The sequence below is a fragment of the Rudaea sp. genome, from assembly GCF_036383415.1.
Classification (GTDB): Bacteria; Pseudomonadota; Gammaproteobacteria; order Xanthomonadales; family Rhodanobacteraceae; genus Rudaea.
The window spans coordinates 1-6,139 of sequence record NZ_DASVOK010000248.1 but is presented as its reverse complement, the minus strand read 5'-3'; the positions used below and the strand labels follow the sequence as shown (position 1 = coordinate 6,139).

At 63.5% G+C, this 6,139-nt stretch carries 6 protein-coding genes and 1 pseudogene; 2 read left to right on the top strand and 5 right to left on the bottom strand.

Going from position 1 to position 6,139, the window contains the following annotated elements; genetic code table 11:
* Positions 1-164, bottom strand: a 164-nt coding sequence (locus tag VF497_RS09410; protein WP_330887993.1) for a DUF520 family protein, incomplete at its 3' end; no start/stop codon positions are given.
* Between the two features lie 648 nt (positions 165-812).
* Between VF497_RS09410 and VF497_RS09405 the strand changes: the two genes are divergently transcribed.
* Positions 813-2,288, top strand: a complete 1,476-nt coding sequence (locus VF497_RS09405) for a choice-of-anchor tandem repeat GloVer-containing protein (protein ID WP_330887991.1) — start codon at positions 813-815, stop codon at positions 2,286-2,288.
* Between the two features lie 152 nt (positions 2,289-2,440).
* Positions 2,441-2,731, top strand: coding sequence for a DUF2277 domain-containing protein (locus tag VF497_RS09400; protein WP_330887989.1), 291 nt, complete (start codon positions 2,441-2,443; stop codon positions 2,729-2,731).
* Between the two features lie 31 nt (positions 2,732-2,762).
* Here VF497_RS09400 and VF497_RS09395 read toward each other — a convergent pair whose 3' ends face one another.
* The 4 genes and pseudogenes from VF497_RS09395 to VF497_RS09380 form a co-directional block, all read right to left on the bottom strand.
* Positions 2,763-3,470, bottom strand: coding sequence for a pseudouridine synthase (locus VF497_RS09395; protein WP_330887987.1), 708 nt, complete (start codon positions 3,468-3,470; stop codon positions 2,763-2,765).
* Complete coding sequence (gene ubiB, locus VF497_RS09390) at positions 3,467-5,131, bottom strand: ubiquinone biosynthesis regulatory protein kinase UbiB (RefSeq protein ID WP_330887986.1); 1,665 nt, start codon at positions 5,129-5,131, stop codon at positions 3,467-3,469. Before ubiB ends, VF497_RS09395 begins: the two co-directional genes overlap by 4 nt.
* A complete protein-coding gene (locus tag VF497_RS09385) occupies positions 5,128-5,757 on the bottom strand; it encodes a ubiquinone biosynthesis accessory factor UbiJ (protein ID WP_330887984.1) in 630 nt (209 codons plus the stop codon). Before VF497_RS09385 ends, ubiB begins: the two co-directional genes overlap by 4 nt.
* 65 nt (positions 5,758-5,822) lie before the next feature.
* Positions 5,823-6,139, bottom strand: a pseudogene (locus VF497_RS09380) (3-beta hydroxysteroid dehydrogenase); the annotation flags it as partial.

Below are 6,139 nucleotides of genomic sequence, written 5' to 3'. Positions count from 1 at the left end.
TGGAACTCGGCCTGCGCCTTCATCGTGACCACGGTCTCTTCGCGCTCGTAGACCGCGCCCGTGCCCTTGAAGTCGAAACGGTTGATGAGCTCGCGGTTGGCCTGGTCGACCGCGTTGGTCAGTTCGTGCAGATCGAGTTTGGAGACGATGTCGAAGGAGGGCATACGGTTCTACTGCTTCGCAGGCACTGGCATTGTAGCAATGCGCGCGCTTGACTCTATGTAGTTCAGGGTATACAACGCGCTCATGCGTGCAAAGATGAGCGCGGTCCACTTGGATTGGATCCATTCGCTCAAGAACTGATCGTTCGTGCGAGTATCGGTGGATCGGGTCTCGCACACGGCAATTCCGGCCAGTTTCGCCGCCTCGCGCACGGCGTGTCGGAAGGAAAATCGACGCTGATCCCGTCTGTCGCGTGTACTGCACCGAATGCCGCGGTGTATTGATCGTGCTGTTCACCGGTGGTGACAAGTGAAGCCAGCAACGAGACATTCAAACATCTATCGAACTTGCCGAGAATCTGTGGCACACGTTTGCCGGCATCGCGCGTGCACTCGGCGATATCGCATGCGCCAAGGCATGACGCTGGGCGCACGCGAATCCGGCCTTAGTCCTGAGAGTTGTACAAGTCGTTGAGCATCGACGGTAACCCTACCTTTGCGACTATTCTTGAGGTCGTTCGCGCACGGGCTGTGCGCTTACACGCGGAAGCTGCTTGAAATTGCGCTTGAATGCGGTGGAGTCGCTTGGAGTTCTTCCGTGGCTCCGCATGGCTGTTCCAATCGGGGTAGCAGGTCTGATAGGGGAAATCGATGAAACCCGTCTATCGCGCTGTGGCGCTGATCCTGGCATTGACAGGCTTTGCATGGGTGTGCCCCTGCACGGCGGCCAACACGACCACGATCTATGAGTTCAATGGGGGTGACGATGGAGTGTGGCCATACGGTAGCCTGCTCGAATACAAAGGCGAATTCTATGGCACAACATGGAAGGGAGGCACCTCCAACCTTGGAACGATTTTCAAGCTGACGCCGCCGGCGGCGGGTCACAACCTCTGGACGAAAACCGTGCTGCATAACTTCACTGGCAACATCAACAGCTACACGGACGGTGCCTATCCCCAGGCCGGCCTGATCTACGACGCCAACGACGGCAAGTTCTACGGCACGACAAATCAAGGCGGCCAGTCGGGCTATGGGACGATTTTCGCATTGGTGCCGCCCGCCAACCCCCAGGGCGAGTGGAGGGAAGCCACGATCTACAGCTTCTGCTCGTTGCCGAGCTGCGAAGACGGCACCTATCCCCAGGCGAGCCTGGTACTTGGCGCCGATGGCGCGCTTTACGGAACGACCTCCAAGGGCGGCCCCTACTACGGCGGTTACGGGACGGCTTTCAGGCTAAAGTACGGCGAGGACAAGCTATTTCGCGTGATTTATAACTTTTGCACAGTGGGATACTACTGCCTTGACGGCTACCGTCCCGTGGCTGAGCTGATTGCCGACAAACAAGGCGCGCTGTATGGCACCACGCCACTTGGCGGTAATGGTAGCGGCAATTCGGGAATCGCTTTCAAGCTGACGCCGCCGGCGGCGGGCACGGGCCTTTGGACACAGACCGTGCTCTATAATTTTTGCTCCGACGGTGATGACGATGGCTGCGTTGACGGCGCCAGCCCCGCAGCCGCCCTGGTTTTCGATACGCAGGGCAACCTCTACGGCACGACCCAAACCGGTAAGGTATACCACGCTGGCGGGAACCGCTCTAATTCCTGCAGTGGCACAGTTTTCAAGCTGACCCCGCCCGGGAATGGCGCAACAGGCTGGACGGAGAGCGTGATCCATAGCTTTGCCAGTGGGCTTATCGGCTGCGGCCCGGTTGCTGCCTTGATCGTCGACTCGCAAAACAACCTTTACGGTACGAACTCCTATGGTGGGGAACTCGACGCGAGGGGCGTGGGTACGGTTTTCAAGGTTGGACCGCCGCACAGGGACGGAACTCCCAGGACCCTTACAGTGCTCACGAACTTCCTCACCAACATCGATGATCCCTCTGCGAACCTCAATCCCGTCGGCCCTGTGACCCTCTACCGGGGCGCGCTCTATGGAACGACGCTGTACGGTGGCCACCAGGGTGGAACTCTCGAATGTCAGGCCGGCGGGGAAAGTGGCTGTGGGTCAATCTTCCAAGTGTCGTTAGGCGCAGGCGCGCCCAAACCGACCGGAGGCGGCAAGTCGAACGAGCCGCATGGCAGCGGTGACGATGGCGTCCCTGCCCCGACGACGGACTGACCATCACGGTCGAGACCACCAAGAGCGAGAGCGCTACCATCGATGTGGCCGCCTTCAACATTCTTCGCGAGGTGGTCAAGTACGTTACCCCGACCTCACCGATCAACTTTTGAGCGCATCAACGAACGCGATGCGGATGGATCCACGTGGAGGTGGCTGCGAGCCTTATGTGCCGAAACATCAAGACACTTTTCAACTTCGACCCGCCCGCGACCGACGCCGAAGTGCACGACGCCGCGCTGCAGTTCGTACGCAAGCTCAGCGGCTTCAACGCGCCGTCGAAAGTGAATCAGGCCGTGTTCGACCGTGCGGTCACAGACGTCACCGCCGTGGCGCGCAGCCTGATTGACTCGCTCGTGACCACGGCCGATCCGCGCAATCGCGAAATCGAAGTGGCGCGAGCACGCGAGCGCAACAAGATGCGGTTCGCATTGCCGCGCTGAATTTTTTCTCGTTATTCCGGCGGCTTTTAACTCACTCGGCAACGTCCGTCCAGCCAAAGCGCTCGAAAACCTTTCGCCAAACCGCGTCGGGGCGTGCAACGAGCATGACGCGAACACCCGACACCGGGTGCGCAAACTCCAGCCGCCACGCATGCAGCAGCATGCGATGCATGCCGAAATGGATGCGCCATAGCCGATTGTGATCGCCGCGACCGTGGCTCGTGTCGCCGACGATGTGATGCGAAACGTGGTGGAAGTGCTTGCGAATCTGCCGAAAGCGCCCGGTCTCGGGCGATGCCTCGACGAGCGCATAGCGTTGTTCGGGATACCGACCCATTTCGATCGGCACCGTCGTCGTCGCGAGCGTTCGCCAGCGCGTCAACGCCGGTTTGCGCGGCCCCTGCTCGCGCACGCCGGGCAGCGGATAGTCGATCTCGCCTTCGGCCGCCGGCCAGCCGCGCACGACGGCAAGGTATTTCTTCGTCACCTCGCGCGCCATGAACGCGCGGCCGAGCTCGCCCGCGATCTCGCGCGACTTCGCCAGCAGCAGCACGCCCGAGGTCGCGCGGTCGAGACGATGGGCGAGATACAGGTTCGCGCCGACCTGCTCGTTGATCCGTTCGAGCAGAAAATCGGTTTCGTCGTTGGCGATCTTGCTCTTGTGCACGAGCAAACCGGCCGGCTTGTTGACTGCCAGCAGTACGTCGTCTTCGTGAATGATCTCGATCGCGTCGCTCAACGCGCACGCCGCCACGCAACGACGAACGCAGTCGCGCTGACTGCCAGCGCGATCCACGCCGACACCGGCACATGCGCCCACAGCGCGCCGCGTGCGTCGAAGGCGTACAGCAGCGCGGCACTGACCAGCGATGCCGCAGCAAGCGGCAACACGGCGAGCTGACGGCGTTGCGCTAGCGCGAGGCGTTCATTTTGTTCGAGGGCGGCGGTCTGCGTCTGCAACGTCAGTTCGCCGGCCGCAGCGCGTTGCAGCGTCGCATGGATCAACTCGGGCATTTGCGGCGCGACCGCGAGCCATTCGGGCAGGCGCTTGCGCACTTGCTTGAGCGCGTGGCGTATGCCGTAGCGTTTGCGCAAAATCTCGGCGAGCACGGGCCGGGCCACGGCCCAGATGTCGATCTGCGGGTGCAGCAGACGACCGACGCCTTCGATGTTGAGCAAGGTTTTCTGCAGCAGGATCAATTGCGGTTGCACGGTAAGCTGGTAACGGCGTGCGACGGAAAACAGTTTGGCGACGACTTCGCCGAGCGAGATTTCGCTCAAGGGTCGCGTGAAGTACGGCTCGCAGACCGTGCGCACGGCGGCTTCGAGCTCGTCGATGCGCGCAGTCGGCGGAATCCAGCCGGCGGCGACGTGCAGCTCGGCGATGCGCCGGTAGTCGCGGTCGAACAGCGCCATGAAATTCTCGGCGAGCCAGAACTGGTCCTGGTCGGGCAGCGAGCCGACGATGCCGAAGTCGAGCGCGATGAAGCGCGGATTCTCACGACGCGCGGGATCGACCCAGATGTTGCCCGGGTGCGCATCGGCGTGGAAGAAGTTGTCGCGGAACACCTGCGTGTAGAACAGGCGCACGCCCTTCTCGGCGAGCGCGACGCGGTCGATGCCGGCCGCGTCGAGCGCCCTGAGGTCATCGACGGCAATGCCGTGCACGCGTTCGAGCGTGAGCACCGATTCCTTGGTCTGGTCCCAATACACCTTAGGGATGTAGACGTCATCGCCCGCGGCGAAGTTGCGCTTGAGCAGCGAGGCGTTCGCCGCCTCGCGCTGCAGGTCGAGTTCGTTCTCGAGCGTGTTTTCGATCTCGGCGACGATGTCGCGCGGGCGGATCTTGTCCGCGGCCGGATGCCAGCGCTGCGCGAGTTCGCCGAGCGCGCGCAGCAGCGCAATGTCGGCACGGATGCGTACATGGATGCCGGGGCGCAGCACCTTGACCACGACCTCTTCGCCAGTGTGCAGGCGCGCGGCGTGCACCTGCGCGATCGATGCCGAGGCGAGCGGCGTCGTATCGAAGTTCGCGTAGGCCGAAGTCACCGGTGCGCCGAGTGCGGCTTCGACGGCGGCGCGTGCTTGCTCGCCCGGGAACGGCGGCACGCGGTCTTGAAGTTGCGCAAGTTCATCGGCGACGTCAGCCGGCAGCAGGTCACGGCGCGTGGAGAGAATCTGGCCGAACTTGACGAAGATCGGGCCGGCGTCGATCAACGCCGCGCGCAGGCGTGCACCGCGCGGCTGCTGTGCGATATCGGTCGGCGGCTTCGGCAACGCGGCGCGCAACAGAAGCAACGCACGTGGCGGTTCGAATCCGTCGATGATCTCGTCGAGCCGATAGCGCGCAATCGTTGCAACGATGCCGAACAGGCGCGGCAATTGTCCCAGCGTCGTCATGCCGCGTCCCTGCCGCGGCGCGACGCGAGATGCTTCACGCGCGCTTCGAGCCGGTCGGCGCGTTCGCGCAGCGCATCGACGTCGTCGAGGAACGTTTCCATCTCGGCCGGTGCGACCAGATCGCGGCTTTCCTCGCGCAGGAATTCGGCCGTGTCCTGCGCGGTCGCGTGTGCGGACTCGCGCGCGTAGGCGAACGCGCGTTGCAGCGTGCGCGCAAGCGGCACACCGACGATGTCGCCAAAGGTTTGCGCGAACGCCTCTTCGATGTCGGGCCGAAAGCCGCGCATCAGCTTTTCCATGCGCCGCGCGAGATCGGCGTCACCGGAAATCTCGACCTTGCCGGGCGCGACCGCATCGTCGTCGCCACGGCGCAGGGCGAAAGCGAGCAAGCTCGCGGGCGCCGCACGCAGGTTGAGGTCGCCGCTCTTTTCCGAGTGCGGGCCGACTATGAGCTTGCCACCCGCTACCGAGATCGCGAACGCGAGTCCCGTGCCGCGCAGGTCGACGCCGATGCGCCGGCCTTCGAGCGCGGACAGGCGCAATTGGGTCTCCGCATCGAGCGCAAGCGCGCGGTTGAGCGCGAATTCGAGCGCGTTGCCGAGGCGTTGCAGGAGCGGATTGGACATGCGCGGATCGGACATCGTGCGGCGGTGCAGAGACAGGCCGCTATTGTAGCCCGGCCACGCCGTACTCAGGCGCGTGCGGCGGCGAGATGCCGCGTCAATCGGCGCATGCCTTCTTCGAAACCCACCTGCGGCACATAGCCGAGGTCACGCCTGGCCGCGGCTATGTCGAACCAGTGCGAGGTGGAGAATTCCTCGACGATGAAGCGCGTCAGCGGCGGCTCGCTGCGCACGCCGAGCGCGCGATAGGCGCCTTCGAACGTGACGGCCAACGCATACGCGAGCCAGACCGGAATGCGCCGCGTCTCCGGCGGCAGCCCGGCTGCAGCGAGCCAGGCGCCGAACAGGCGCGTGTGCGTGATCGGCTCGCCCTGGCTGACGAAGT